Annotated in this window: 27 protein-coding genes and 1 tRNA gene; 13 read left to right on the top strand and 15 right to left on the bottom strand. The window is 71.2% G+C overall.

Annotation, left to right across the window (positions count from 1 at the left end; all coding sequences use genetic code 11):
* Positions 1–10: 10 nt before the first annotated feature.
* A complete protein-coding gene (locus ABCS02_RS29380; RefSeq protein ID WP_345839264.1) occupies positions 11–859 on the bottom strand; it encodes an SGNH/GDSL hydrolase family protein in 849 nt (282 codons plus the stop codon).
* Between the two features lie 96 nt (positions 860–955).
* Here ABCS02_RS29380 and ABCS02_RS29375 point away from each other — a divergent pair, with 96 nt between their 5' ends.
* The gene (locus ABCS02_RS29375; RefSeq protein ID WP_345839263.1) at positions 956–1255 is read left to right on the top strand and encodes a thioredoxin family protein; all 300 of its coding nucleotides are present in this window, start codon (positions 956–958) and stop codon (positions 1253–1255) included.
* Between the two features lie 76 nt (positions 1256–1331).
* Here the strand turns inward: ABCS02_RS29375 and ABCS02_RS29370 are convergent.
* Together ABCS02_RS29370 and ABCS02_RS29365 are read right to left on the bottom strand one after the other, a co-directional pair.
* Positions 1332–1404 (bottom strand) — tRNA-Arg (locus ABCS02_RS29370).
* Between the two features lie 40 nt (positions 1405–1444).
* On the bottom strand, positions 1445–2749 hold the full coding sequence (locus ABCS02_RS29365; protein WP_345839533.1) for an MFS transporter: 1305 nt from the start codon (positions 2747–2749) through the stop codon (positions 1445–1447).
* 183 nt (positions 2750–2932) lie between these two features.
* Between ABCS02_RS29365 and ABCS02_RS29360 the strand changes: the two genes are divergently transcribed.
* Positions 2933–3787 carry a LysR substrate-binding domain-containing protein gene (locus ABCS02_RS29360; RefSeq protein ID WP_345839262.1) on the top strand — a complete coding sequence of 285 codons (855 nt, stop codon included), beginning with the start codon at positions 2933–2935 and terminating at the stop codon, positions 3785–3787.
* Positions 3788–3796: 9 nt separating this feature from the next.
* On the opposite strand, the gene ABCS02_RS29355 is transcribed toward ABCS02_RS29360, so the two are convergent.
* Positions 3797–5014: a cation:proton antiporter gene (locus ABCS02_RS29355; protein ID WP_345839261.1), complete on the bottom strand. Its 1218-nt coding sequence runs from the start codon at positions 5012–5014 to the stop codon at positions 3797–3799.
* 76 nt (positions 5015–5090) lie between these two features.
* Between ABCS02_RS29355 and nadE the strand changes: the two genes are divergently transcribed.
* Positions 5091–5933: an ammonia-dependent NAD(+) synthetase gene (nadE, locus tag ABCS02_RS29350; protein ID WP_345839260.1), complete on the top strand. Its 843-nt coding sequence runs from the start codon at positions 5091–5093 to the stop codon at positions 5931–5933.
* A gap of 87 nt (positions 5934–6020) precedes the next feature.
* Here the strand turns inward: nadE and ABCS02_RS29345 are convergent, their stop codons facing one another.
* Positions 6021–6815 (bottom strand): hypothetical protein, encoded by a 795-nt coding sequence (locus ABCS02_RS29345; RefSeq protein ID WP_345839259.1) that lies wholly within the window; start codon positions 6813–6815, stop codon positions 6021–6023.
* A gap of 132 nt (positions 6816–6947) precedes the next feature.
* On the opposite strand from ABCS02_RS29345, the gene msrA reads away from it, so the two are divergent.
* The 5 genes from msrA (at position 6948) to ABCS02_RS29320 (ending at position 10822) form a co-directional block, all read left to right on the top strand.
* A complete protein-coding gene (gene msrA, locus ABCS02_RS29340; protein WP_345839258.1) occupies positions 6948–7475 on the top strand; it encodes a peptide-methionine (S)-S-oxide reductase MsrA in 528 nt (175 codons plus the stop codon).
* Positions 7476–7612: 137 nt separating this feature from the next.
* Positions 7613–8071, top strand: coding sequence for a single-stranded DNA-binding protein (locus ABCS02_RS29335; protein WP_345839257.1), 459 nt, complete (start codon positions 7613–7615; stop codon positions 8069–8071).
* A 10-nt stretch (positions 8072–8081) separates the two neighbouring features.
* The gene (locus tag ABCS02_RS29330) at positions 8082–8600 is read left to right on the top strand and encodes a hypothetical protein (protein ID WP_345839256.1); all 519 of its coding nucleotides are present in this window, start codon (positions 8082–8084) and stop codon (positions 8598–8600) included.
* 64 nt (positions 8601–8664) lie between these two features.
* On the top strand, positions 8665–10347 hold the full coding sequence (ettA, locus tag ABCS02_RS29325; protein WP_345839255.1) for an energy-dependent translational throttle protein EttA: 1683 nt from the start codon (positions 8665–8667) through the stop codon (positions 10345–10347).
* Positions 10348–10354: 7 nt separating this feature from the next.
* On the top strand, positions 10355–10822 hold the full coding sequence (locus ABCS02_RS29320) for a thioesterase family protein (protein ID WP_345839254.1): 468 nt from the start codon (positions 10355–10357) through the stop codon (positions 10820–10822).
* A 101-nt stretch (positions 10823–10923) separates the two neighbouring features.
* Here the strand turns inward: ABCS02_RS29320 and ABCS02_RS29315 are convergent, their stop codons facing one another.
* Complete coding sequence (locus tag ABCS02_RS29315) at positions 10924–11358, bottom strand: Rieske (2Fe-2S) protein (protein ID WP_345839253.1); 435 nt, start codon at positions 11356–11358, stop codon at positions 10924–10926.
* Between the two features lie 124 nt (positions 11359–11482).
* Here ABCS02_RS29315 and ABCS02_RS29310 point away from each other — a divergent pair, with 124 nt between their 5' ends.
* Both ABCS02_RS29310 and ABCS02_RS29305 read left to right on the top strand, forming a co-directional pair.
* Positions 11483–11998: a sigma-70 family RNA polymerase sigma factor gene (locus ABCS02_RS29310; protein ID WP_345839252.1), complete on the top strand. Its 516-nt coding sequence runs from the start codon at positions 11483–11485 to the stop codon at positions 11996–11998.
* Complete coding sequence (locus ABCS02_RS29305) at positions 11995–12687, top strand: zf-HC2 domain-containing protein (RefSeq protein ID WP_345839251.1); 693 nt, start codon at positions 11995–11997, stop codon at positions 12685–12687. The genes ABCS02_RS29310 and ABCS02_RS29305 overlap by 4 nt, the downstream gene beginning before the upstream one ends.
* Position 12688: 1 nt before the next feature.
* Here ABCS02_RS29305 and ABCS02_RS29300 read toward each other — a convergent pair whose 3' ends face one another.
* Positions 12689–13573, bottom strand: coding sequence for an acyl-CoA thioesterase II (locus tag ABCS02_RS29300; protein WP_345839250.1), 885 nt, complete (start codon positions 13571–13573; stop codon positions 12689–12691).
* 39 nt (positions 13574–13612) lie between these two features.
* On the opposite strand from ABCS02_RS29300, the gene ABCS02_RS29295 reads away from it, so the two are divergent.
* Positions 13613–14371: a hypothetical protein gene (locus ABCS02_RS29295; protein WP_345839249.1), complete on the top strand. Its 759-nt coding sequence runs from the start codon at positions 13613–13615 to the stop codon at positions 14369–14371.
* Between the two features lie 12 nt (positions 14372–14383).
* Here ABCS02_RS29295 and ABCS02_RS29290 read toward each other — a convergent pair whose 3' ends face one another.
* The 7 genes from ABCS02_RS29290 to ABCS02_RS29260 are packed head-to-tail and all read right to left on the bottom strand — an operon-like array spanning position 14384 to position 21577.
* Complete coding sequence (locus ABCS02_RS29290; RefSeq protein ID WP_345839248.1) at positions 14384–16033, bottom strand: FAD-binding dehydrogenase; 1650 nt, start codon at positions 16031–16033, stop codon at positions 14384–14386.
* A gap of 40 nt (positions 16034–16073) precedes the next feature.
* Positions 16074–16481 carry a globin gene (locus tag ABCS02_RS29285; RefSeq protein ID WP_345839247.1) on the bottom strand — a complete coding sequence of 136 codons (408 nt, stop codon included), beginning with the start codon at positions 16479–16481 and terminating at the stop codon, positions 16074–16076.
* A 1-nt stretch (position 16482) separates the two neighbouring features.
* Positions 16483–17742, bottom strand: coding sequence for a mechanosensitive ion channel domain-containing protein (locus tag ABCS02_RS29280; protein WP_345839246.1), 1260 nt, complete (start codon positions 17740–17742; stop codon positions 16483–16485).
* A gap of 55 nt (positions 17743–17797) precedes the next feature.
* Complete coding sequence (locus tag ABCS02_RS29275; protein WP_345839245.1) at positions 17798–18484, bottom strand: response regulator transcription factor; 687 nt, start codon at positions 18482–18484, stop codon at positions 17798–17800.
* Positions 18481–19830 carry a histidine kinase gene (locus ABCS02_RS29270; RefSeq protein ID WP_345839244.1) on the bottom strand — a complete coding sequence of 450 codons (1350 nt, stop codon included), beginning with the start codon at positions 19828–19830 and terminating at the stop codon, positions 18481–18483. Before ABCS02_RS29270 ends, ABCS02_RS29275 begins: the two co-directional genes overlap by 4 nt.
* On the bottom strand, positions 19827–20669 hold the full coding sequence (locus ABCS02_RS29265) for an ABC transporter permease subunit (RefSeq protein WP_345839243.1): 843 nt from the start codon (positions 20667–20669) through the stop codon (positions 19827–19829). The genes ABCS02_RS29270 and ABCS02_RS29265 overlap by 4 nt, the downstream gene beginning before the upstream one ends.
* On the bottom strand, positions 20666–21577 hold the full coding sequence (locus ABCS02_RS29260) for an ATP-binding cassette domain-containing protein (RefSeq protein WP_345839242.1): 912 nt from the start codon (positions 21575–21577) through the stop codon (positions 20666–20668). Before ABCS02_RS29260 ends, ABCS02_RS29265 begins: the two co-directional genes overlap by 4 nt.
* Positions 21578–21835: 258 nt before the next feature.
* Between ABCS02_RS29260 and ABCS02_RS29255 the strand changes: the two genes are divergently transcribed.
* Both ABCS02_RS29255 and ABCS02_RS29250 read left to right on the top strand, forming a co-directional pair.
* Positions 21836–22477: a hypothetical protein gene (locus ABCS02_RS29255; RefSeq protein WP_345839241.1), complete on the top strand. Its 642-nt coding sequence runs from the start codon at positions 21836–21838 to the stop codon at positions 22475–22477.
* Between the two features lie 3 nt (positions 22478–22480).
* Entirely contained in the window at positions 22481–22888 is a 408-nt protein-coding gene (locus ABCS02_RS29250) for a hypothetical protein (protein ID WP_345839240.1), read from the top strand.
* A 60-nt stretch (positions 22889–22948) separates the two neighbouring features.
* On the opposite strand, the gene pepN is transcribed toward ABCS02_RS29250, so the two are convergent.
* Positions 22949–25495 (bottom strand): aminopeptidase N, encoded by a 2547-nt coding sequence (gene pepN / locus ABCS02_RS29245; RefSeq protein ID WP_345839239.1) that lies wholly within the window; start codon positions 25493–25495, stop codon positions 22949–22951.
* Between the last annotated feature and the right edge of the window lie 17 nt (positions 25496–25512).

The following is a 25512-nucleotide window of genomic DNA, read 5'->3' as shown; positions in this document are numbered from 1 at the left end:
GCCCGCAAGTCTAGTGCGGCCCTCCGACCATCCGCGGCTGGCCCGCGACGAGCGGCTGGCTGCGCACCGGCAGCGCCTCCGGGAGCTTGGGGCTGAGCCCGTCGCCGGAGGAGATGCCGCGCAGCCGCCGGGCCGCCCACGGGATCGCGTGCACGCGCAGCCAGGTGCGCAGCGGGAGGTCCTCCGGCGGGGTGACCGGCTCCTCCACCGCTCCCATGGGCGCGTCGCCGCTCTCGGCGGAGGTCGTCTCCGCGTACGGCACGCCCAGCGCGTGCGCCGCGTGCGCCGCCAGCAGCCGGTGTCCGCGCGAGCTGAGGTGGACCCGGTCGGCGCCCCACATCGCCGGGTCGCGGAACTCGCGCACGCCCCACACGTCGAGCACGACGGCGTGGTGGTCGCGCGCGATGCTCCAGATGTTGGCGTTGAAGACAGCGGCACGCCCGCGGAACGGCTTCAGGAAGAACGCGAACTGCGGGTCGAACAAGTTCGCCAGCAGCACGGTGGTCCCGTGCGCGCGCAGCATCCGCACGCCGTCCGCGAGCCGTTCTGCGAGCGCGTCCGGGTCGGCGGTGGGGCTCATCAGGTCGTTGGCGCCGACCAGCACCGACACCAGGTCGGGTTGCAGGGCGAGCGCCCCCGGCACCTGTTCGCCGACGACGTCTGCGATGCGCCGGCCGCGGACGGCGAGGTTGGCGAACTCCACGGTCCCGCCGGAGAGCCGCGCGTCGCCGTCGAGGATGCCGGCGAGGCGGTCCGCCCAGCCGAGCCAGGCCCCGGGCCGTGCAGGCGCGGGATCGCAGAGCCCCTCGGTGATCGAGTCGCCGAGGGCCACGTAACGCGTGTAGGTGGTCCTGCTCACGCCCCGATTGTCGGTCGCAGGAGTGACGCGCGGGTGACGCGCCGGTCGCTGTCGCGGGATGGTCGCCGGGAATTCGCCGGACGTACACTGGTCGTCGTGGATGCGACACCCGCCGTTGACCGTCCCGTCACCCGGGAGGTCGGCCTCACCCTGTACACCTCGGCGTTCTGCGAGCCGTGCATGCAGACGCGCGCCGTCCTCGCCGAGGCCGTGCGGCTGGTGCCGGGCCTGCGCGTGACCGAGCGCGACGTCGCGCGCGACCCCGCGCGAGCGGAGTCGGACGGCATCCGGTCGACGCCGACCGTGATCGTGCTCGGCGACGGCGCCGAGGTCTTCCGCGCCGAGGGCGTCCCCACCCTCAACCAGGTCCTGGTCGCCGCCGCCCGCGCGCTCTAACCGCGCAGCGAGACGGCTGATTCTCCGCCGCCTCGCGCGAATCGGGCGCACTTTGCGCCGCCTCGCGACACGAGGGTGCCCCCGGCAGGAATCGAACCTGCGACCAAGAGATTAGAAGGCTCCTGCTCTATCCGCTGAGCTACGGGGGCGCGGGCTCCACGATACCGCAGGCGGATCGGGCGTCCGGCGCTACAGCGTCGCCCCGGCCTTCCCCGCCCGGTTCACGATCGCGATCACCGGCCGCCGCCCGCGCAGCCCGAACCGCAGCCGGAGGCTGGCGTGCCGCGCGATCATCCACGCGACGACGACGGCCGCCGCCGCCGGCACCAGCCCGGAGATCGCCATCGCGATGTGCGGGCCGACGGCCTCCACCACCCAGCCCATCAGTGGGCCGCCGATCGCCTGGCCTCCGAGCAGCACCAGGATGTAGAGGGAGATCACCCGTCCGCGGATCTGGACGTTCGACGACATCTGCACCAGCGAGTTCGCCGCCGTGATGAAGAGCAGGTTGCCGACGCCGATCCCGACCAGCAGCACACTGAAGGCGATCTGGTCCGGCGCCAGCCCCGCGAGGGTCTGGACGACGCCGAGAGCCGCGGCCGTGCCGACCACCATCGACAGGCGCACCGACGTGCGGCGGGTGGAGGCCAGCGCCCCGGCGAGCGCGCCGGCCGCGACGAGCGCGTTGAACATCCCGTAGCCCCGCGCCCCGACGTCGTACACGTCGTTGGCGTAGGCGGCGAGGAACACCGGCATGTTGAAGGCGAAGACCGCGAGCACCGCGACCATCACCACGGTCCAGAAGATGACGGGCTTGCGCCGCACGTACCGCATCCCCTCGGCGAGCTGGCCCTTGCCGCGCGGCGCCGCGGGGGAGTGGTGCAGCTCTTTCGTGCGGAGGCTGAGCAGCGCGCCCACCACGGCCAGGCAGGCGGCCGAGTTGATCACGAACGACCAGCCTCCGCCCACCGCGGTGATCAGGATGCCGCCGAGCGCCGGGCCGATGAGGCCGCCGAGCTGGAAGATCGAGGAGTTGAGGCTGATCGCGTTGCGGAGGTACTTCGGGCCGACCAGCTCGTTGACGAAGACTTGGCGCGCGGGGTTGTCGACGACGGTGACGAGGCCGAGCACGAACGAGATCGCGTAGACGTGCCAGACCTGCACGGCGTGCGTGAGCGTGAGGGTCGCGAGCAGCGCGGCCAGCGCGGCCGCCGCCGACTGCGTGCAGACGAGGAGCCGCTGCTTCGAGTAGCGGTCGGCGATGACGCCGCCCCACAGCCCGAACAGCAGCATCGGGGTGAACTGCATGAACACCGTGACACCGACCGCCGCGACGCTGCCGGAGAGCTGGAGCACCAGCCAGTCCATCGCGATGCGCTGCATCCAGACGGCGGTGTTGGCGACGAGGTTGCCCGCGGCGAAGCGGCGGTAGTTGGTCACGCGCAGCGAGATGAAGGTCTCGCGCCACGGCGGCCGTGCGCTGAGGACGGGCATCGGGCCGGTGGGAGGGGCTGCTGCTGCTGTGGAGTTCGCCACGAGTCGTTCCTGCGTTCCTGGTTCCGTATGGTCTGTTCGAGTTCTCCCTCCACGCTACGGAATCGACGGTATTCTTTCAGCGAATTGAACCTATAACTCCCATTGGATTTCCGAATAGCCGCCCCCTGAACGGAGCACCGAATGTTCGACCCTGTCCTGCTGCGCACCTTCCTCGCGGTGGTCGACACGCGCTCGTTCACGCGTGCGGCCCAGCGGCTCGGTATCAGCCAGCCGACCGTCAGCCAGCACGTCCGCAGGCTGGAGCAGGCCGCCAAGCGCCAGCTCGTCTCGCGCGACACCCGGGAGGTGCGCCTGACCGACAACGGCGACGCGATGGCCGGGTTCGCCCGCACCATCCTCGCGGCGCACGCGGAGGCGGACAGCTACTTCAGCGGGTCGGCGATGCGCGGGAGGCTACGGTTCGGCGCGGCGGACGACCTCGCGATCACGACGCTGCCGCGCATCCTGCGGCACTTCCGTCAGCAGAACCCGCAGGTCAACCTGGAGCTCACCGTCGACCAGTCCGCCCCGCTGCACCGGCGGCTGAAGGCCGGCCACCTCGACCTCATCTTCATCAAGCAGAACCCCGGCACGACCGACGGCACCGTGGTCGCGACGGACGAGCTGGTCTGGATCGGGCAGGAGAAGACGGCGCTCGAACCCGACCAGCCGGTCCCGCTGATCGCGTACCAGGGGCCGAGCCTCAGCCGCCAGATCACGATCGAGGCGCTGGAGGCCGCAGGCCGCACCTGGCGGATCACCTGCAACACCCGCGAGGTCAACGGCGTCCTCGCCGCCGTGCGTGCGGGTCTCGGGGTCGCGGTGTTCCCGCGCTCGCTCATCCCCACCGACCTGATCAAGGTCACCAACCGGTTCAGCCTCCCGGAGCTCGGACACGTGGACTTCACCCTGCTCTCCAACCCCTCCGCCGCGCGCGAACCGGTCGAGGCGCTCACTACGGCGATCCTCGCCAGGGCGGTCACGCGCGTCCCCTAATTCGGCGTCTCAGCCCACGACCGGGATGCGATCCGGGTCGGGAGGCCGCACCCCGCCGTCCGCCGAGCGTTGCCGCAGCAGCAGCGCGACGACCGGGAAGATCAGCACCGACAGCATCCCGGCGCCGACCAGGGCGGTCGCGGTCCCGGAGGTCAGGTCGTGGTCCTTCAGCCCGATGTTCGTCACGGCGACGATGATCGGCAGCCCGGTCGCGCTGAACAGCGTGAGTGACGCCCGGTCGGCGAACGTCGAGCCGCGCGGGGCCGCGAGGGAGCCGGGGAGGCCGCGAACGACGAGCAGCAGCACCAGGAAGATCGGCAGCAGGAGCAGTGCGTGCGGGTCGCCGAGGAGCCCGCGCAGGTCGAACGTGATCCCGGTCTCGATGAAGAACACCGGGACGAGCACGCCGAACGCCACGGCCTCCAGCTTGGTCTCGATGAGCTTCGCATCCTCCTCGGCCGCGCCCGCGAGCAGGACACGCACGACGACGCCCGCGGCGAACGCGCCGAGCAGCATGTCCAGGCCGAGCGCGAGGCTCAGCCCGACCAGCGCGGCGATGGCCAGCACCACGACGCGCACGGCGAACTGCCCGCTGGTGTGCAGGGTGGCGCGCACGAGCGCGTGGAACCGCTGGTGGCCTCCCCGCGCGGCGAACCACACCGCACCGGCGGCGACCACCGCGAACGCGATCAGCACCAGTGCGGCGGTCAGCGGCCTCCGCCCGGAGAGGAACAGCGAGATGGCCAGCAGCGGCCCGAACTCGCCGACCGCCCCGACGGCCGTGACCGCGAGCCCGAACGGGGTGCGCAGCTCACCGGCGTCGCGCAGCATCGGCATGAGCGTCCCGAGCGCGGTGGAGCACAGCGCGATCCCGACGTAGACGCCGGCGATCGCGTCCGGCGCGAGCAGCACGCCGAGAAGTACGCCGACGGCCAGCGAGACGACCCAGCCGAGGGAGGCGCGGCGCAGCGGCCGTCCGCGGATCGCGTGGAAGTCGATCTCGTTGCCCGCCATGAAGAACAGGAAGGCGAGGCCGAACTGCCCGACCGCGTGCAGCGCGTCCGACGCCGGCACCCAGCCCAGCACGCTCGGGCCGACCAGGATGCCGAGCAGGATCTCGAACACGACGAGCGGGATCTTCGCCACCCTCCCCACCACCGAGGCGACGAGGGCGGCGACGACGGCCAGCAGCGGCACGAGGACGATCGTTCCGACGAGCGGGTTCATGCGGCCGATGCTAGAGCCGGCTCCCGGCGCGCGGGGAGTTCACACGCACGAAATCCGCCGCCGGTATCGTGGCAGCATGCGTGAACTCCAGGCCAGGATCATCGACGAGCTGAACGTGACGCCGAGCGTCGACGCCGCGGAGGAGGTCGCCAAGCGTGTCGACTTCCTCACGCGCTACCTGAGGGCGACCGGAGCCTCCGGCTTCGTGCTCGGGATCAGCGGAGGGCAGGATTCATCCCTCGCCGGCCGGCTGTGCCAGCTCGCGGTCGAGCGGCTCGCCGCCGAGGGCGTCGAGGCCGAGTTCATCGCTGCGCGCCTGCCGTACGGGGTGCAGCACGACGAGGACGACGCGCAGCTCGCGCTGTCGTTCATCCAGCCGCAGCGCACCATCGAGTTCAACATCAAGCGCGGCGTGGACGGGGTGGACGCGGAGTTCGGCGACGCCGTCGGCGAGGCGATGACCGACTTCACCAAGGGCAACGTGAAAGCCCGCCTGCGGATGGTGGCGCAGTACGCCATCGCCGGCCAGCGGCGCCTGCTGGTGGTCGGCACCGACCACGCGGCGGAGGCCGTGACCGGGTTCTTCACCAAGTACGGCGACGGCGGCGCGGACGTGCTGCCGCTCAGCGGCCTCACCAAGCGCCAGGGCCGCGCGCTGCTGGAGCACCTGGAGGCGCCGGCCCGCCTCTACGAGAAGGCGCCGACCGCCGACCTCCTCGACCTCGACCCGGGCCAGACCGACGAGGCCAACCTGGGCATCCAGTACAGCGACATCGACGACTTCCTGGAGGGCCGGGAGGTCGCGGACGAGATCGCGTCGGCGATCGAGACGCGCTACCTGGCGACCGAGCACAAGCGCCGCGTGCCCGCGAGCATGTTCGATGACTGGTGGACGACGCGCGGCGACTACAGCCGCTGAGCCACGCCTCCCGGGACGGTGTAGGGGGGGCCGCCGGGTTGGTCGGCGCCCCTTCCTGTCCGTGGGGGAGGCTCGGGTGCGCGGAGGTCAGCCGACGGGCTGGCCGAAGCGCGGGTTCGGGGTGGTGTCGTTCTCGTCGCCGGCCGCGGCGAAGGCGGACACCGGGAGCGGGGTCTCGTCGTTGGCGCCGCTCGTGGTCGGGTAGTTGGCGGACGTGAACGAGGGGTCGGCGTGGGCCGCGGGTGCGCTCGGCTGTGCCGCGGGGGCGGCGTAGGTCGCGGCCGGAACCGTCTCCTCCGTCGCGGCTGCCGGCGCCGCGTACTGCTCGTGGTGCTGCTGCGCGACCCAGGCGTCCTGCTGCACCACCAGGGAGTTGTTCGGGTCCGCGCTCTCGAAGCGCCAGCGCTCCAGGTCGCCCTGGAAGATGCGGCGCGCGCGGCCCGGCTTGTTCTGCCATTCGATCAGCCGGTCGCGGAACTCCGCGACGGCCGGGTCGAGCTGGTAGCCGAACGTCGCGGACGCGCGCTTCATCTCGGCGAGCTGGTGGCCCGCCCAGTTCGCGGCGATTCCCGCTCCCTTGATCGGCAGGAGCCGCACGAGGATGTCGGCCTGCCCCACGGCGCGGTCGGACAGCACCTGCTCGGCCGGGGTCAGCGAGTTCCAGACGGACGCCTCGGTCGCCGCGTCGACGAGCGCGGCGATCGCGCTGGCCTTCTGCTGACGGTCGGTGCGCGAGAGGAGTCCACGGAGGGCGCCGCGCGCGATCCACGCGGCGAGCAGACCGGAGACGATGACGGCGATCGCGAGGACCGCCGCATTGAAGACCGCGGGCTGCGCGGCCGACGAATTGAGCCAATCGACGAAGTCATTCCACCACTGCATGCCGCGATGGTAACGGGGCGGACCGTTCGGTCCGCGCAGCGGCGGCGCTGTGTCGCGCATCCCGCCTGCGAAGCCCGCGGAACGGCGGCGCCGTAGCAGAATGGAGGCCGGACCGATCGAAGGGATGGACCGATGCAGACTTTCGTCCTCGCCGGCGGGTGCTTCTGGTGCCTCGACGCCGTCTACCGCGTGCTCCGCGGGGTGCAGGACGTGGTGTCCGGCTACACCGGCGGCGCCACTGTGGACCCGAGCTACGAGGAGGTGTGCACCGGGACGACCGGGCACGCCGAGGCCGTGGCCGTGACCTTCGACCCGGAGGTCATCCCGGCCGAGGTGATCCTCGACGTCTTCTTCACGCTGCACGACCCGCGGCAGCTGAACCGGCAGGGCGCCGACGTCGGCACGCAGTACCGGTCGGCGATGTTCTTCGACGGCGAGGAGCAGCGCACGCTGTTCGAGGCCGCGCGCGACCGGGCGTCCGAGTACTGGGAGGGCGGCATCGTGACCACGATCGAGCCGCTCGGGCCGTTCTACCGTGCGGAGGACTACCACCAGGACTTCTTCGCCAAGAACCCCGGTCAGGGCTACTGCCTGGCGGTCGCGCTGCCCAAGGTGAACAAGATCCGCGCCTCGTACGCGCCGTACGTGGTCGCGGCCTGACGTCCGCCGGGTCGTCCTCCACAGGGTGACCGCCGTCGCGAGTTCTCCACGGATCTCCGTTCTCGCCGCCGCGCCCCTTGCGGCTCGGCCATCGTTGACGTACGGCCTCACCGGAGGCCGTGGAAACGGAGGACGACATGGCAGAGACGGTGACGGTACGGGGCACGGTGGCCACGAGCCCGCGGCACGTCGAACCGGAGGCGGGCGCGCCGATCACGAGCTTCCGGCTCGTGACGAACGACCGCAGGCGCGAACGGCGCTCGGGTGCGAGGGTCCCCGAAGCCCCGTCGAACTGGTTCACGGTCACGGCGTTCGACGAGCTCGCCGTGAGCGCGGCGGCCTGCATCGCGCGCGGCGATCCGCTCGTGGTGGCTGGGAGGTTGTGCGTGCGCGATTGGGAGGGTGAACAGCTCGGCGTGACGGTGGAGATCGAGGCGGAGGCGATCGGGCACGACCTGAGCTGGGGCCGCAGCGAGTTCACGCGCTCCACGGCCGGGATCGCCCTGCCGGCGGCGCGCGGGTGCGTGGCGGTCGCGCCGTCCTCACTGCCGGATATGCCCGAACATCAGGGCGATCCCATAGGCGCAGGGCCCTAGGGTGGAGGGCATGAGAGCGTCCGCCCGACCCGCCGCCGGCCTGCTCGCGGGCGCGGCCGTCGCGGCGGCGCTGCTGCTGAGCGCATGCACCGGGGGGCATCCGGGGGCGACGACCGATCCGGCGCCGCATACGGCGGCCACGGACTCGGCCTCCGCCTCGGCGACGCCGACCCCCACGCCGACCGCGAGTGCGGCGCCGGCGCTCGTCCCCGGCGGAACCGCGGAGCAGAACCTGCCCTACTTCGACAAGGTCAACCAGGCGACGATCGCGGCCAAGCCCGGCGCGCAGGGACGCGACTTCATCGACGCGCTCGTCGCCGCCGGGTTCACCAAGTCCGACATGCAGCTCACGCCGGACATGACCACGATCGGGCTCAAGGCGGCCTCCATCCAGTTCTCCGTGCAATTCGGAGCGAGTTGCGTGATCGGCCAGTACGGGCCGGACTCGGGCGGCTACACCAGCCTCACCAGCCCCACGCTCGCGACCGGAGGCTGCCTGATCGGCCAGACCCGGCCGATCGACTGGTAGTTCCCGGTATCCTCGTACAGGGCTTCGACCCCGCGAGTCCAAGACAGGGAGTTCAGGAACAAGAGTGGCCGAATACATTTACTCGATGGTCAGGGCCCGCAAGGCCGTCGGCGACAAGGTGATCCTCGACGACGTGACGATGGCGTTCCTGCCGGGAGCGAAGATCGGCGTCGTCGGGCCGAACGGCGCCGGTAAGTCGACCATCCTGAAGATCATGGCCGGCCTCGACACCCCGTCGAACGGCGAGGCCAAGCTGTCTCCCGGCTACACGGTCGGCATCCTCATGCAGGAGCCGGTGCTGGACGAGAACAAGACCGTCCTGGAGAACGTGCAGGAGGGCGTCGGCGAGATCAAGGGCAAGGTCGACCGCTTCAACGAGATCTCCGGGCTGCTGGCCGACCCCGACGCCGACTTCGACACGCTGCTGGCCGAGATGGGCACGCTGCAGGAGCAGATCGACGCCGCCGACGCCTGGGACCTCGACTCCCAGCTCGAACAGGCGATGGACGCGCTGCGCTGCCCGCCGGGGGACTGGCCGGTCAACACGCTCTCCGGCGGTGAGAAGCGCCGCGTCGCGCTCTGCAAGCTGCTGCTGCAGAAGCCCGACCTCCTGCTGTTGGACGAGCCCACCAACCACCTCGACGCCGAGAGCGTGCTCTGGCTGGAGCAGCACCTCGCCAAGTACCACGGCGCCGTGCTCGCCGTCACCCACGACCGGTACTTCCTCGACCACGTGGCCGAGTGGATCGCCGAGGTCGACCGCGGCCACCTCTACCCGTACGAGGGCAACTACTCCACCTACCTGGAGAAGAAGCGCGAGCGCCTCGCGATCCAGGGCAAGAAGGACGCCAAGCTGGCCAAGCGCCTGTCCGACGAGCTCGACTGGGTGCGCAGCAACGCCAAGGGCCGCCAGGCCAAGTCCAAGGCGCGCCTGGCGCGCTACGAAGAGATGGCGGCCGAGGCGGAGCGCACCAGGAAGCTCGACTTCGAGGAGATCCAGATCCCGCCGGGGCCGCGCCTCGGCCAGATCGTGATCGACGCGAAGAACCTGCAGAAGGGCTTCGGCGACCGCGTCCTCATCGACGGCCTCACCTTCACGCTGCCGCGCAACGGCATCGTCGGCGTCATCGGCCCGAACGGCGTCGGCAAGACGACCCTCTTCAAGACGATCGTCGGCCTGGAGCCCCTCGACGACGGCACCCTGAAGGTCGGCGAGACCGTGCAGATCTCCTACGTCGACCAGACCCGCGGCGGCATCGACCCGAACAAGAACGTCTGGGAGGTCGTCTCCGACGGGCTCGACTACATCCAGGTCGGCAAGACCGAGGTCCCGTCGCGCGCGTACGTCTCCACCTTCGGGTTCAAGGGACCGGACCAGCAGAAGAAGTCGGGCGTGCTCTCCGGCGGTGAGCGCAACCGCCTCAACCTGGCGCTGACGCTCAAGCAGGGCGGCAACCTCCTGCTGCTGGACGAGCCGACCAACGACCTCGACGTCGAGACGCTCTCCAGTCTGGAGAACGCCCTGCTCGAGTTCCCCGGCTGCGCCGTGGTCATCACCCACGACCGGTGGTTCCTCGACCGCATCGCGACCCACATCCTGGCCTACGAGGGCACCGAGGAGAACCCGTCCGACTGGTACTGGTTCGAGGGCAACTTCGAGGCGTACGAGGAGAACAAGGTCGAGCGCCTCGGCCCGGACGCCGCGAAGCCGCACCGGTCCGCGTACCGCAAGCTGACGCGCGACTGACGCCGGCATGCGACTGCACGTCCCGATCAAGCTCCGCTGGAGCGACCTCGACGCGTACGGCCATGTGAACAACGCCGCGATGCTGCGTCTCCTGGAGGAGGCGCGCATCGAGGCGTTCTGGGCGAGCGACGAGCACGCCGTGGGCGGCTCGACGGCGGTGCTCGACGGCACGCCGGGCGCCGACACGCTGACGCTCATCGCGCGGCAGGAGATCGAGTACCTCGCGCCCATCCCGTACCTGCGGCAGCCGCTCGACGTGCAGCTCTGGCTCGGCCGGCTGGGCGGCGCGAGCCTGGAGGTCAATTACGAGGTGTGGACGCCCGAGGGCGTCGAGCCGCGCACGATGTACTCGCGCGCGTCCACCACGATCGTCCTGGTCGACGCCGCGAGCGAGCGCCCCCGCCGCATCAACGACCACGAGCGCACCGCCTGGACCCCCTACCTCGACACCCCCGTCCAATTCACCAAGCGCTGACGCGCCCCATCCAGTCCCGTCTCTCTCCGCCGAGGGGCACGTAAACGCCCCTAAAACGCGGTTTTAGGGGCGTTTACGTGCCCTTCGACCGTGCGGAGGGGCTACTGGGTGATGGTGACTTTGCCGGCGGAGACGGTCGCGGTCAGCTTCGTCAGCGGCGTGCTCGCCGGTCCGTTGATGACGTCGCCCGTCGCCGCGTCGAAGCGAGAGCCGTGGCACGGGCAGTCGAACTCCTTGCCCTGCGGCGCCACGGTGCAGCCCGCGTGCGTGCACACCGCGCTGAAGGCGACCACCGAGCCGGCCGAGGGCTGCGAGACGACGATCGGCGTGGAGCCGAGCTGTGCGGAGACAGCGCCGCCGACCGGGATCGACGAGAGAGCGACGGTGGCCGAGCCGCCGCTCCCCGATCCGTCGCCCGACGACGCGCCCGAACCCTGCGGCGTGCACGCCGCCAGCAGCAGCGCCCCCGCGCCTGCTGCGGACACGCCGCCGATCTGAACGAGGGTGCGGCGCGTCAGCGGCGCGGATTCGGTCATCGTGGATCCTCCCGGTCGGCAGTGCTTTCTCCTAGGTTAGGCACGGGAGGGTGACCGCTTCGGTTCACACATCGAGTTCTGAACTTTTCCATCACCCTCTCCGTGGTTAGTGCAGGAGGTGACCATGCCGGATGAGGACGCACGCCTGCTGCGGGAGCTGCACGACCAGCACGCGCAGGCGGTCTGGCGTTACGTCGTCCACCTCACCGGTGACCGAGCGATGGCCGACGACGTCGTGCAGGAGACCCTGCTGCGTGCCTGGCGCAAGCCTGCCGTGCTGGATCAGACCCAGCAGTCCGCGCGCGCCTGGCTGTTCACCGTCGCCCGCAACATCGTCATCGACGACAAGCGGAGCGCGCACTCGCAGCACGAGTTCGGCACCGACACCCTCCCGGAGCGGCCGTCGTCGCTGGACGACGGCGCCGACGCCGTCCTCGACGCGTGGCTCGTCTCCGACGCGCTGGCCGAGCTGTCGGACGAGCACCGCGCCGTGATCGTCCACGCGTACTACGGCGGCAGGTCCATCGCCGAGATCTCCCGGGAGCTGGAGATCCCGGAGGGCACGGTCAAGTCGCGACTGCACTACGGCCTCCGGGCCATGCGGCTCGCGCTCCAGGAGAGAGGGGTGACGGAGCGATGAACCACGACGAGTTCGCCACCTGGGACGCCGCGTACGTCCTCGGCGCCCTCGCTCCGGCGGAGCGCAAGGAGTTCGAGGAGCACCTGCGCGAGTGCGGGCGCTGCTCGGCGGCGGTCGCCGAGCTCGCCGGCATGCCCGGGCTGCTCGGCCGCGTGCCCCGGGAGCAGGCCTTCGCCCTGCTCGACGAGGAGGCACCGCAGGACGCCGGACTCGGCGCGGAGGTGCTCCCGTCGCTGCTGGACGCCGCCCGGCGGCGCAGGCGGCGGTCGCGCTGGCTGGTGGGCGGTCTCGCCGCTGCGGCGGCGGCCGTGCTCGTGGGGGCCATCGCGATCGCCGTCCCGGCGCTGGAGCCCGGCTCGCCCGCGGGCACGAGCGTCGCGATGGAGCAGGTGGAGCCGAGCGCGCTGTCCGCCGACCTCCACCTCACCTCGGAGCCGTGGGGCACGCGGATCGATTCGCGCTGCGCCTACGCGAAGGTCGGCGGCGACGACGGAGGCCGCACCTGGACCTACGCGATGGTCGTCACCGACAAGTCCGGCCACCAGACGCAGATCTCGACCTGGACGGCCGCGGAGGGGACCGTGGTCGAGCCCGCGGCCACGACGAGCGTGCCGCTGCCCGACATCGCGTCCATCGACATCCGGTCGGCGGCCAACGGGACGGTGCTGCTGCGCAGCACGTTCGGCTAGGTCAGTCGCGCAGCTTCGACGCGTCCGGGACCCGGATGGTCGCCTCCTGCGCGACGCTCGCCACGAGGCGCCCGTCGCGGCTGAAGATGCGTCCGAGGGCGAGCCCGCGGCCTCCGTTCGCGCTCGGCGACTCCTGCGTGTAGAGCAGCCACTCGTCCACCCGCGCCGGCCGGTGCCACCACATCGCGTGGTCGAGGCTCGCCGCCTTCAGTCCCGGGGTCGCCCAGGCGACGCCGTGCCGGCGCATGACCGACTCCATGATCGTGTAGTCGCTGGCGTAGGCGAGCGCGGCCCGGTGCAGGGCGGGGTCGTCCGGGAGGTCTCCGATGGAGCGGAACCAGACCGCCTGGTGGGCGACGTGCGCGCCCTCCACCGACAGGAAGATGGGAGAGGGCACGTGCCGCATGTCGAACGGCCGCTTGCTGGCCCAGTACTGCGCGACTGGGTGGTCGATCTCCTCCAGTGTCTCCGCAGAGTTCGGCAGCGACTCCGGGTCGGGCAGGTCGTGCGGCATCTCGACCTGGTGCTCCAGGCCCTCGTCCTCGTCCTGGAACGACGCGATCATCGACAGGATCGGCAGCCCGTTCTGGTACGCCTGCGTCCGGCGGGTGGAGAACGACCGCCCGTCGTGGATGCGGTCGACCGAGAAGGTGATCGGGTAGTTGACGTCCCCTGGCCGCAGGAAGTAGCCGTGCATCGAGTGGATGCTGCGGTCGTCGGACACCGTGCGCGTCGCCGCGACGATGGACTGCGCGAGCACCTGGCCGCCGAACACGCGGCCCAGCGGCATCCACTGGGACGGGCCGGTGAAGATGTCCTCGCTGGTGCGGGCACCGGTGTCGGTGAGGTCGAGTGCGGTGAGCAGCGATTCCAGGGGCTCTGTCACAGTGTCTCCGTCCGGGGTCTCTAGTAGCTTAGAGGTCAGATGAGCCAGTCGTTTTCCCTCCAGGACACCCTCGCCGCCGCCGACCTGCAGACGTACCTGTCGCGCGCCGCCCGCGTCGAGGAAGGGTCGGTGCGCCTGATCGCAGGATCGGGCGTGCTCGCCGTGTACACCGCCATCCTCTATCCGAGGGGGCTGCTCGACCAGACGCCGACCGTGCTCGGGCTGCGCACCTTCCTGACCGGCCACGACGTGGAGTTCGACGTCGTCGTGCCGATCCGCTCGCTGCTCGACCGGCTCGCGCGCGTGCGCGAGGCCGCGGAGAGCGCGGCTGCGGCCTCCGAGACCGGCGCGGTCGAGGAGGAGGGCCGCGACGGCGACGAGTCCGGAGCGGTCGACGGCGCCGTCGAGAGCGCGCCGCTGGAGGTCCGGCTGCCGATGGAGGCGCCGTCCGTGACGTGGGCGGGAATCTCCCCGCCGCGCGGCGGCTGGCGCCCGGTCGGCGAGACGACATACGAGCTCCTGCAGGCGACCGCGGCCGCCGGCATCGCCGAGGTCGCGGAGGCCGTGCCGACGGGGACGGGCGAGCAGCTCGTCCAGCGGGTGCGCGCCGAGGTCTGGGGCCGGCCCATCGACCAGCTGGAGTACGTCCCGGCCGGCGCGGCGTTCGCGGCGGAGAGCCTCGGCTTCCTGGCCGCAGGCGAGCCGGTCTCGATCCTGGAGACCGGGCCGTGGACGCGCCTGACCACGCGACGCGGGCACACGCTCATCCGCCGCCAGTCGTGGAGTCTGCGCGGCTGATCCGTACCGCGGCTAGACCATGCGGGCGATCGCGCGCCCGGCTTGCCTCCCGGAGAACAGGCAACCGCCGAGGAAGGTGCCCTCCAGCGCCCGGTACCCGTGCACGCCTCCGCCGCCGAAGCCGCTCGCCTCGCCCGCCGCGTACAGTCCGGGCACCGGTGCGCCGTCAACGCCGAGCACGCGGCCGTCGAGGTCCGTCTCGATGCCGCCGAGGCTCTTGCGGGTGAGGATGTGCAGCTTCACCGCGATCATCGGGCCGGCCTTCGGATCGGTGAGCTTGTGCGGCGACGCCACCCGGATGAGTTTGTCGCCGCGGTAGGCCCGGGCGCCGCGGACCGCCGCGAGCTGGAGATCCTTGCCGAACGGGTTGTCCAGCTGACGGTCGCGCTCGCGCACGTGCCGGGTGACCAGCTCGGTGTCGAGAGGGACCTCCGACAGTCGCTGCATCCCGGCGAGCAGCTCGTCCAGCGTGTCCGCCACCACGAAGTCGGCGCCCTTCTCCTTGAACGCCTCCACCGGCCCCGGCGCTCCCGGACCGACGCGCTTGGCGAGCAGCCCGTAGTCCTTGCCGGTCAGGTCGGGGTTCTGTTCGCTGCCGGACAGAGCGAACTCCTTCTCGATGATCTTCTGGGTGAGGATGAACCAGGAGTAGTCCGAGCCGGTCGTCCGGAGGTGCTCCAGCGTCCCGAGCGTGTCGAATCCCGGGAACAGCGGCGCGGGCAGCCGCTCGCCGCGCGCGTCCAGCCAGAGCGACGACGGCCCGGGCAGGATGCGGATGCCGTGCCGCTGCCAGATCGGGTCCCAGTTCTGGATGCCCTCGGTGTAGTGCCACATCCGGTCGCCGTTGATCAGGTGCGCGCCCTCCGCCTCGGCGATGCCCAGCATCCGCCCGTCGACGTGCGCGGGCACTCCGGAGAGCATGAAGTCCGGGGGAGTGCCGAGCCGCTCCGGCCAGGCCGCCCGAACGAGGTCGTGGTTGCCGCCGATCCCGCCGCTCGCGACGACGACCGCGGGCGCGCGCAGCTCGAAGTCCGCGATCCGCTCCCGGTTGCTGGCCGCGCCGCGCACGGCGGCGTCCGGCTTCAGGATCGCGCCGCGGACGCCGGCCACCCGGCCGTCCTCCACGATCAGCTCGTCCACCCGGTGGCGGTGCAGCAAGCGGGCCTTCCCCGCCGCCGCTGCGGCCTGCACCTGGCGGACGAACGGCGCGATGACGCCGGGGCCGGTGCCCCAGGTGATGTGGAAGCGCGGCACCGAGTTGCCGTGGCCTCCTGCCGTGCCGTCGCCGCGCTCGGCCCAGCCGACGACCGGGAAGAACCGGACGCCCTTCTCGTGCAGCCACGCGCGCTTCTCGCCCGCGGCGAACTGGAGGTACGCCTCGGCCCAGCGCTTCGGCCAGTGGTCCTCCGCGCGGTCGAAGCCGGCGCTGCCGAACCAGTCCTGCCGGGCGAGCGCGAGCGAGTCGGAGACGCCCATCCGGCGCTGCTCGGGGGAGTCGATGAGGAAGAGCCCGCCGAACGACCAGAACGCCTGCCCGCCGAGGGAGGCCGCCGGCTCCTGGTCGAGGATCGTCACCGTCTTCCCGGCGTCCAGGAGCTCGCACGCGGCGACCAGCCCGGCGAGTCCGGCTCCCACGACCAGGCAGTCGGGTTCTGGCGTCATGGCGTGTCTCCTTCGGCACGGCGGGAGGGCGAGGGGCGGGCTATTCCTCGAATGTGTTGACCATAGCGAACGCGGCGCGCTCCAGGTAGTTCCAGAGGGTCTCGTCCAGCAGCGGCGGCAGGGCCAGCTCGTCCACCGCTACGCGCATGTGCGCCAGCCAGCGGTCGCGCGCGTCCGGGTTGACCCGGAACGGGTTGTGCCGCATCCGCAGCCGCGGGTGGCCGCGCTGCTCGCTGTAGGTGGTCGGGCCGCCCCAGTACTGCTCCAGGAAGAGCGTGAGCCGCTCCTTCGCCGGGCCGAGGTCCTCCTCCGGGTACATCGGCCGGAGCACCGGGTCGCCCGCGACGCCGCGGTAGAAGTTGTCCACGAGGCGCACGAACGTGGCGTGGCCGCCGAGCTGCTCGAAGAAGGACGGTCCGGCCGGAGGGCCGACGGGGATGGTGGTCATGTCACTCGGCTTCTTCCGCGGGAGGTTGACCGGCCGCCGGAGGCTTCGGGGTGCGGGGCTTGGGGGTCGCCGTGCGCGGGGTCGCGGCGGCGTCGTCCGGTGCGGCGGGCTTCGCCGTGGTGGACGGCTTCGCGGCCGAGGCCGGCTTCGCCGCGGCCGAGGGCGGCTTCGGCGTGGTCGCGCCGGGCTTCGTCTCGATCGCCGGCCGGATGCGGATGGCGCCCGGATCGGGTGCCCGCGTCGCAGTGCGCTTGGCCGCTGCGCGGGCCTTGCGCCCGGTGAGCGGCCGATCCGGGACGACGGGCGTCGGCCGGGTACGGGGCGGCTTGGCGCCACCGACGCTGCCCGCGCCGTCGAAGCCGGACAGCACCACGGCCGAGAGCGAGGGCAGCGTGACGCCGAGCTCGTCGGTGGCCTGCTTGAGGCGGAGCCGCAGCTCTCGGGAGACGTCGTCCTTCGCCGTCGTGCGGGTCTTCAGCACGATCCGGATCACGATCGCGTCGGCCGAGATGGACTCCAGGCCCCACAGCTCGGGCTTGTCGAGGATGCGCGAGCGCCACTTGGGGCTCGTCGCGAGCGCCGTGGCGGCCTCCATCATCTTCGCCTGCACGGCCTCGATGTCGGTGTCGTACGGCACCGCGAGGTCGACGATCACGCGCGACCAGCCCTGCGACATGTTGCCCACGCGGAGGATCTCGCCGTTGCGGACGAACCAGAGCACGCCGTTGACGTCGCGGACCTGGGTGATCCGGATGCCGACCGCCTCCACGACACCGGTCGCGGCGCCGAGGTCGACCACGTCGCCGACGCCCAGCTGGTCCTCCATGACCATGAACAGGCCGTTGAGGACGTCCTTGACGATGTTCTGCGCGCCGAAACCGAGGCCGGCGCCGATCGCGGCGGTGAGGAGGGCCAGCGAGCTGGCGGCGTTGGGTGCGACGACGCCGAAGATCATCACGATGGCGATGATCCCGATCGTCACGTTGACGATGTTGCTCAGCACGGAGCCCAGCGTCCGGGTGCGCTGCACCACTCGCACCGCGGCGAGCGGCGAGGCCACCAGGGCCTGCGTGTCGGTGACGCTCTGCCCCTTCTTGACCCCGCTGACGATCTGCTTCACCACGCGGCGGATGATCACGCGCAGCAGCCAGCTCACCAGGACGGCGCCGGCGATGATGCAGACGACGTTGACGAGGGTCCATCCGGTGCTGACGGCCCAGTCGCCGAGTGAGGTCCAGAAGTTCGCTTTCAGAATGCTCATCGCACGAAATCCTATCGAGAGCCGCCTTGGCGTCGTCTGGAACGCCTCGCGCGCCTCAGCTCTCCACGAGCCCGTTCTCGTAGGCGAAGATGACCGCGTGCACGCGGTCGCGCAGCTGCAGCTTGGCGAGGACGCGGCCGACGTGCGTCTTGACCGTCGACTCGGTGAGGAAGAACTTCGCGCCGATCTCGCCGTTGGTCAGGCCGTCCGCCATCGCGAGGAGGATCTCCCGCTCGCGCGGCGTGAGCACCGCGGTCGGATCGGCGGCCGCGGTCGCGCCGGCGCCGCTGGCGGGCAGCCGGTCGGCGAACAGCTCCAGCATGGAGCGGGTGACGCGACCGGAGACCGCGGCGTCGCCCGCCGCGACGGCGCGGATGGCCGCGGAGAGCTCGGCCGGGCGCGCGTCCTTGAGCAGGAAGCCGCTCGCGCCGGCGCGCAGGCCGCCGAAGGCGTACTCGTCCAGGTCGAAGGTGGTGAGGATGATGATGCGCGCGTCCGGGTTCGCCGCGACGATGCGCCTGGTCGCCTCGATGCCGTCGAGGTTCGGCATCCGGACGTCCATCAGGATGACGTCGGGCCGGGTCTCGACCGCGAGCCGCACCGCCTCGACGCCGTCGGCCGCCTCGCCGACCACCTGGAGGTCGGGCTCGGCCTCCAGCACCATCCGGAAGCCCAGCCGGACGAGCGCCTGGTCGTCGACGAGCAGGACGCGGAGGGGCTGCGGGCGGCCGGCGTCGGTCATTCGGGTCTCCTGGTGGGGTCGGTGGCGGGGGCGGGTTCGGTGGAGGGCGGTTCGGTTGAGGTCGGTTCGGCGGCGCTCGGTTCGGCGGATGCCGCCTCGGCGGTGGACGGCACGGTCGCGAACTCCGCGACGAGCCGCCAGCCGCCGCCGCGGCGCGGCCCGGCCTCCAGCGTCCCACCGTAGAGCGCGACGCGCTCGCGCAGTCCGAGCAGTCCGCTCCCCGAGCCGTGCACCGAGCCGGTGTGCACCGTTGCGTCGTCCTCCACGGTGATGCGGGTCACCCGCTCGCCGAACTCGATCGTCACGGCGACCGTGGTCGCGAGCGCGGCGTGGCGGAGGGTGTTGGTGAGCGCCTCCTGGACGACCCGGAAGACCGTGAGCTGCTGCCCGACGTCGGCGGTCGGCGTGCCGGAGACGGTGATCCGCACCGGGAGGCCGGCCGCCCGGAACCGTTCGACCAGTTCGCGCAGGTCGGCGAGCCCGGGCTGCGGGGCGTGGGCCGCGGCCTCCTCATCGCCTGCCCGGAGCACCCCGAGCAGGCGGCGCATGTCGCCGAGGGCGCCGCGTCCGGTCTCCGCGACCAGCCGCATCGTCTCGGCGGAGCGCTCGGGGGCCGTGCCGACGAGGCCGGCGGAGCCGTCGGCGAGGGCGATCATCACCGTCAGGCTGTGCGAGACGATGTCGTGCAGCTCCCGCGCCACACGGCTGCGCTCGGCCGCGGTGGCGATCTCCGCCTGCTGGTCGCGTTCCCGGGCGAGCTGGCGGGCACGGTCGATGAGCGCATTCAGGTAGCGCCGCCGGTTGCCGACGTTGCTGCCGATCAGCACCGCCACGATGCAGAACGCGAGCGCCGCGAAGCCGGACGGGACGGCCTCCGTGGACAGCGGCGCGAAGGACGGCACCTCGGAGACGATGGTCGCGATGGCGAGCGAGACGACGGTCACCACCACCGTGATGCCGTAGCCGATCCACGCCGAGCGCACCGTGCGGTAGACCGCGAGGGCGTAGAGCGCGAACACCGCAGGCACGAAGTCGAGGTTGCGGCCGAGGAAGACGCTGACGACGAGGACGACGATCGCGATCCCGAACACCGCGCGCGGGTGCAGCCGCCGGGCGAACAGCGCCGCGCCGGCCACCACCACGAGCAGGAGCTGGATCGCGGACGCCAGGCTCGGCGTCCGCACCATGTGGACGATGCCCTCGGCGAGCGACGGCACCAGGCAGACGCCCGCGACGATCGCGTCCACCACCAGCGGGTGAGCGCCGAAATAGCGCCGCACCGCCCCGGGCGGCCTCGGGAGTTCGAGGTCGGCCGGGGCGGCGTCGGCTGCGGTCGTGGAGGTCACGCGTCCCGTCGCTGCAGCAGGATCGCTCCCGCAATGAAGGAGACGGCGGCCCAGATCACGACCGTGAGGATGTTCTGCCACGGCTCGAGCGTGCCGTTCGGCAGGCCCGCCATCCCGGCCCCCGCGTCGCTGAGCAGGTAGTGCGACCAGTCGGCGATCCAGGTCTGCTTGGGCAGCAGCGCCTGGAGGAGCTGGGAGATGATCGGCAGCAGGAACAGCACGCCGAGCGCCGTCGCGATGCCGCCCGCGCTGGCCTTGAGGATGGCGCCGACTCCGAGCGCGAAGACGGCGACGAGCCCGAGGTAGGTCGCGGCGCCGAGGATCGACCACATCGTGGTGTCCGAGAACAGGTCGCCCTTGTAGCCCTTCGCCGTCAGCAGCGGAACGGCGATCGACCAGGAGGCCGCGAAGCTCACCAGACCGACGACGAACGAGACGAGGAAGAGCATGATCGCCTTCGCGCCGAGCACCGGGAACCGGTGGGGCACCGCGGCGAAGGACGAGCGGATCATCCCGGTGGAGAACTCGCCGCTGATGGCGAGCACGCCGAGCACCGCGACGACGAGCGGCGCGAAGGTCAGCCCGGCGGTCGCCGCCCGGGTCGTGAAGTCCACGAGGGTCGACTCCGGGGCCCGCTGGCCGAGCGTCGAGGCGTTCGGCACGACGGCCGACAGGAGCGCGGAGAGTCCGGCGATCAGCACGAGGACGCTCACCAGCGTCCAGAACGTCGACCGCAGCGAGCGCAGCTTGATCCACTCCGAGCGCAGCACGCGAACGAAGCTCAGCCGACCGACCTCGGCGTGGGCGTACCCGGTGGCGGGTGCGGTTGCGGTGCTCATGAGGCGACCTCCGAGTGGTATTCGACCTCGTCCTGCGTGAGTTCGAGGTACGCCTCCTCCAGGGAGGCGCTGAGCGGGGTGAGTTCGTGGAGGGCGATGCCCGCGCCGGCCGCGGCGTCGCCGATCTGCGCGGCGCTGAGCCCGGTGACCTCGATGAGCTGGGCCTCCACGCCGGTGATCGTGACGTCGCCGCCCTGGATGGCGTTCGCCAGCCGTTCGACCTCCGGCGTGCGGACCCGGACCGCACTGCGCGTGGCGCCCGCGAGGATCTGGTCCACCGGGGCGTCGGCGAGGATGCGGCCACGGCCGAGCACGATGATGTGGTCCGCGGTCTGCGACATCTCGCTCATCAGGTGCGAGGACAGGAAGACCGTGCGCCCCTGCCCGGCGAGGTGCCGGGCGAACTGACGCACCCAGAGCACACCCTCCGGGTCGAGCCCGTTGACCGGCTCGTCCAGGATGAGTGTCGCGGGGTCGCCGAGCATGGCGGCGGCGATCCCGAGCCGCTGTCCCATGCCGAGCGAGAACCCGCCGACGCGCTTGCCCGCGACCGACTCCAGGCCGGTGAGGCCGATGACCTCGTGCACGCGGCGCTTGGAGATGCCGTGCGTCGCGGCCATCGCCAGCAGGTGGTTGTAGGCGGTGCGGCCGGTGTGGACGGCCTTGGCGTCGAGCAGCGCGCCGACCTCCCCGAGCGGCGACCGCAGCTCGGCGTACCGCTTGCCGTTGATGGTCGCGATGCCGCGGGTCGGCCGGTCGAGTCCCATGATCATGCGCATGGTGGTCGACTTACCCGCGCCGTTCGGCCCGAGGAAGCCGGTGACCTTGCCCGGCTGGATGGTCGCCGAGATGTCGTCGACAGCGGTCTTGCTGCCGAACCTCTTGGTGAGGCGTTCGAGTTGGATCATGGCTCCGAGAGTAGGGCCGGGGGAGGCCTCCCGTCATCGAACCTGAGTACCACCTGCGTGTCGGGCGGGTAGGGCGAGGGCATGAGGCATCAGGAATGTATGTGAAATGCAAGAGGTGCAATGGGTTGATGTATCGAACGGCGAGCACATAGGTTGGCGGGCGACGACGTAGTCGACCGATTGGACCACGATGAGACAACGCACCACCTTCGCCAGCGCCGCGGCCGCGACGGGCGGCCTGACCCTGGGACTCTTTCGGTGAGCGAGCGCGCCACCACGGATGTGCTCAGCCGCGTGGCGGATGTCGAGACGACCGAAAGCGGCGAGTTGGCGGTCGACGAGCGCGTCGGCGCGACCGACGTGGCGATTCCGACCGACCCCCGCGACGACCTCACGCTCGCTCTCGAGCACGTCGGCATCGAGATCTCGATCGGGCTGCCCTTCGTCGAGCAGGCGCGGCACGCCGAGGTGGAGGCTGACGGGATCGTCTCGTACGACAACCAGAACGGCACGACGACGGTTCCGGTCGTCAAGGACGACGGGAGCGTCCAGATCACGACGGTCATCGACAACGCCTCCGCCCCGACGCGGTTCGACTACACGATCGCGCTTCCCGGGGGCGGATATCTGGAGCAACTCGACGGCGGCATGATCGTGATCCGGGATCCGGACGGCGGCTTCCAGGGCGGTGTCCTTCCCGCCTGGGCGAAGGATGCAGACGGCGCGGACGTCCCGACGCACTTCGAGGTCGACGGTGGAGTGCTCACGCAGGTGGTCGAGCACGATGCGTCGGTGTCGTACCCGGTGGTGGCCGACCCGGAGGTGGGTGGGGGACTGCTCGCCGGCTACTGGCAGAACCGGACGCCTGACACAGCGACCATCGAGCAGCAGTACAAGTGACTGATGGGCGGGCGCAACTGGAAACGAACGACGGTAGCCGCGGGTCTGGGGATCGTGTGTGCCATGGCGCTCGCCGCGTGCACGTTCTTCGACCCGCGCGCCACAATTGATCCGCAGAAGGACTTGGGGTCGGACGCCTACTTGCTGCCGCCCCTGGTGCAACCCGTCGACGTGACCGATGAGGTGTGCCCTAGCCGCTTGGGCTGCGAGAAGGCAGCCCAGTCGGAGCGGGTGCGGATCATGAAGTTCAGCACGTACCCCAAGGCGCAGCTCGAGACCTACAAGCTGGCCCGATCTGGATTCCGCTCGGACCGCCTCGTGATCGAGTTCCTGGATCCAGCCATCACGGACGAGGAGTGGAGGTTAGTCACGTCCGGAGTCGACGGAACGTGGACGGCCTCACCCGACTGACGGCGACGAAACGGGGAGCCCGGCGCCAGCCGGACTCCCCGTGAACGTGTCAGCAGCGGACTACGCCCGCGCGTCCCGCGCCTGCGCCGCCAGCGCCCGCTCCACGCCCGCCAGGTTCTCCACGACCAGCCGCCGCAGCGCCGCCGGCTCCTGGTTCGCGTCGAGCCACGCGCGCGTCGCATCCCGCAGCTCCGCGTTCGCGAGCGGCGCCGGGTACATGCCCGCGACGAGGTACTCCGCGATCTTGTACGTGCGCGACGTCCAGACGTCCTGCAGCGCGGCGAAGTACGGCTCGACGAACGACGCCAGCACCTCCTTGTCGGCCGCGCGCTGGAAGCCCAGGCCGGTGAAGCGGACGATCGTGTTCGGGAGCGCGTCCGAGCCGAACACCGAGTCCCACGCGGCCTGCTTGCCCGCGAGTGTCGGGATGGACGCGCGTGCCTGGGCGGCGAACTGCGCGCCGTTGGCCGTGTTGTCCTCGGCGAGGGCGGCGTCCACCTCCGCGTCGCCCGCGACCCCGCCCGCGACGAGCGCGATGAGGAGCTCCCAGGCCAGGTCGGTGTCCACGGTCAGCCCCGGGAGGGTCACCGTCCCGTCGCGCAGGGCGGCGACGTTCGCGAGCTGCTCCGGGGTGGAGGCCAGCGCCGCGAAGAACTTGATGAACTGGAACTGGGCGTCGCTGCCGGCCTCGGCCTGCTGCGCGAGCTCCCACAGGGCGGCCGCGGCCTCCTCGCCGGTCTGCTTCTGGCGCTCCGGCGCGACGTAACTGCCGGCGGCGAGCACGAGCTGCGTGAGCGTGGTGCGCAGCGTGGTCGACTCGGTCTCCGAGGCGATGTTGCCGAGCACGAGTCGCACGTAGTCGCTCGCCGGGGTCTCGGCGTCGCGGGTGGCGTCCCAGACCGCGCCCCAGACGAGCGAGCGGGCGAGCGGGCTCTCGATGGAGGACAGGTGCTCCAGCGCGACGCGGTGCGAGTCCTCGTCCAGGCGGATCTTCGCGTAGGCGAGGTCGTCGTCGTTGAGGAGGATCAGCGCGGGGCGCTTCCGGCCGACCAGCTCGGCGACCTCGGTCCGCTCGCCGTCGACGTCCAGCTCGACGCGCGAGGTGCGGACCAGGCGGCCCTCCACCAGGTCGTAGAAGCCGACCGCGAGGCGGTGCGGGCGGATGGTCGGGTAGTCGGGGGCGGCCGTCTGCAGCACGGCGAACGCGGTGATCGTGCCGTCGGCGTCCACCGACAGCTCCGGGCGGAGGGTGTTGACGCCCGCGGTCTCCAGCCACAGCTTCGACCACTCGGTCAGGTCGCGGCCGCTCGTGGCCTCCAGCTCGACCAGGAGGTCGGTCAGCTCGGTATTGCCGTGCTGGTGCTTCTTGAAGTACTGCGCGACGCCGGCGAGGAAGTCGTCCTGGCCGACCCAGGCGACGAGCTGCTTGAGCACCGAGGCGCCCTTGGCGTACGTGATGCCGTCGAAGTTGACCTGCACGTCCTCCAGGTCGTTGATCGTCGCGACGATCGGGTGCGTGGAGGGCAGCTGGTCCTGGCGGTACGCCCAGCTCTTCTCCATCGCGGCGAAGGTCGTCCAGGCCTCGGTCCACTCGGTGGCCTCGGCGGTGGCGAGGGTGGAGGCGTACTCGGCGAACGACTCGTTGAGCCAGAGGTCGTTCCACCACTTCATCGTCACCAGGTCGCCGAACCACATGTGCGCGAGCTCGTGCAGGATCGTGACGACCCGGCGCTCCTTGATGGCGTCGGTCACCTTGGAGCGGAAGACGTACGTCTCGGTGAAGGTCACCGCTCCGGCGTTCTCCATCGCGCCCGCGTTGAACTCGGGGACGAAGAGCTGGTCGTACTTCTCGAACGGGTACGCGTAGTCGAACTTCTCCTCGTAGAACGCGAAGCCTTCGCGGGTCTTCTCGAAGATGTACTCGGCGTCCAGGAAGCCGGCGAGGCTCTGGCGCGCGTACACGCCGAGCGGGATGGTGCGGCCGTCGCGGCTGGTCAGCTCGCTGTGCACCGACTCGTAGGGGCCGGCAATGAGCGCGGTGATGTAGGAGGAGATGACCGGCGTGGCGGGGAACGACCAGGTCTTTGCGCCCTCGCCGGCCGAGACGGGCTCCGGGGTGGGGGAGTTGCTCACGACCGACCAGTGCGCGGGGGCGGTCACGGTGAACGTGAACTCGGCCTTCAGGTCGGGCTGCTCGAACACCGCGAACATGCGGCGGGAGTCCGGGACCTCGAACTGGGAGTAGAGGTACACCTCGCCGTCGACCGGGTCCACGAAGCGGTGCAGGCCCTCACCGGTGTTGGTGTAGATCGCGTCGGCGTCGACCACGAGGGTGTTCTCCGCCTCCAGGCCGTCGAGCTGGATGCGCACGCCGTCGGAGACCGCAGCCGGGTCGAGCTCGACGCCGTTCAGCACGACCGAGTGGACGGTGCGCGTGATCGCGTCGATGAACGTCGAGGCGCCCGGCGTCGCGGAGAAGCGCACGGTCGTCGTGCTGCGGAAGGTCTCCGGGCCGGTGGTCAGATCGAGGACGACGTCGTAGCTGCTGGTGCGGACGAGCGACGCGCGCTCCTGGGCTTCGATGCGGGTGAGGTTTTCTCCGGGCAACGCTGACTCCTTGGAAA

Source organism: Microbacterium sp. X-17 (assembly GCF_039615055.1).
Note: the sequence above shows the minus strand (reverse complement) of the source record. Positions and strands in the feature narration are given on the sequence as shown.